The sequence below is a fragment of the Hymenobacter agri genome, from assembly GCF_054778495.1.
In genome coordinates, this window is sequence record NZ_BAAGZM010000902.1 from 1 (window position 1) to 1,266 (window position 1,266).

The 1,266-nt window shown below is 65.5% G+C and carries 1 protein-coding gene; it reads left to right on the forward strand.

Annotated features, from left to right (window positions below; all coding sequences use genetic code 11):
• Window positions 1–1,191 (forward strand): topoisomerase C-terminal repeat-containing protein (locus ACYVDE_RS23230; protein ID WP_460503904.1); only part of this gene is annotated, 1,191 nt, incomplete at its 5' end.
• Window positions 1,192–1,266 lie beyond the last annotated feature (75 nt).

Sequence of the window (1,266 nt, forward strand, 5' to 3'; positions counted from 1 at the left end):
GGCGCCACCGGCGTGCCCGCCGAGGGCGACGACGACGCCGTGAGCGCCGTGCTGCCCAGTTTCGTGAAGGGCGAAAGCGGCCCGCACGACCCGCGCCTGGAAAGCAAGATGACCCAGCCGCCCAAAGACTACACCGAGGCTACGCTGCTGCGCGGCATGGAAACGGCCGGCCGCAACATCGACGACGAGGAGCTGCGCCAGGCCATGAAGGAAAACGGCATCGGCCGCCCCAGCACCCGCGCCGCCATCATCGAAACGCTGTTCAAGCGCAACTATATTCGCCGCGAAAAGAAGCGCATCGTGCCCACGCCCACCGGCGTCGAGCTCATCGGCCTCATCCGCAACCCCACCCTCAAATCGGCCGAGCTCACCGGCCAGTGGGAGCACAAGCTGCGCCAGATTGAGCGCGGCGAGCTGTCGTCGGAAGACTTCCTAGGCGAGCTCTCGGCCCTGGTGCGCGAAATGGTGGCCGAAGTGAAAAACGACGGCCGCGGCCGGATGGTGACGTCGGGCAGCGCCGAGCTGGCGGTGCAGGCCGCTCAAAACGGCGGCGCAAGTAGCAAAGTGCCGGCCGGTATGACCGGCAGTCGCCCCGCCAAGCCCGGTGGCCCGGCCACGTTGCCCGGCGCCAACGGCCTGGGCTACTGCCCGGCCTGCAAAACCGGCCACGTGGTGCGCGGCAAAACGGCTTTCGGCTGCGTGCGCTTCCGCGAGGGATGTACCTTCCGGCTATCGGCCGAAGTGCACGGCAAAAAACTGAGCGACCCGCAGGTGAAAGCCCTGCTGGCCAAAGGCCGCACGCCTGTCATGAAAGGCTTTGTGGGCGCCGAGGGCCAGAAGTTTGACGCCGCTATCGGGCTCGATACCAGCTTCCAGCCCATCCTGCTGCAAGTGGCGGAGCCCAAGCCCGGGGCCGCCCCCGACTCGGGCCTCATTCCGTGCCCGGTGTGCAAGCTCGGCACCATGCTCAAGGGCAAAGCGGCCTACGGATGTTCGCGCTTCCGCGAAGACTGCCAGTTTCGGGTGGCGTTTGAGTGGGGCGGCAAGGAACTCACCGAAACCCAGCTTAAGCAGCTGCTGCGCAAGGGTGAAACCGGCGTCATCCGCGGTTTCATTTCCGCCAAAACCGGTAATAAGTACGATGCCAAGCTCAAGGTAGAGGAAGGCCGCGTGGTGCCGGTGTTTGGGTAGAAGCATGACGTTCTGTTTATCCGGCACTTCTTGGATACTCCGCCTACGGCACCAGCAGGGCGTAGGCCAGGTAGC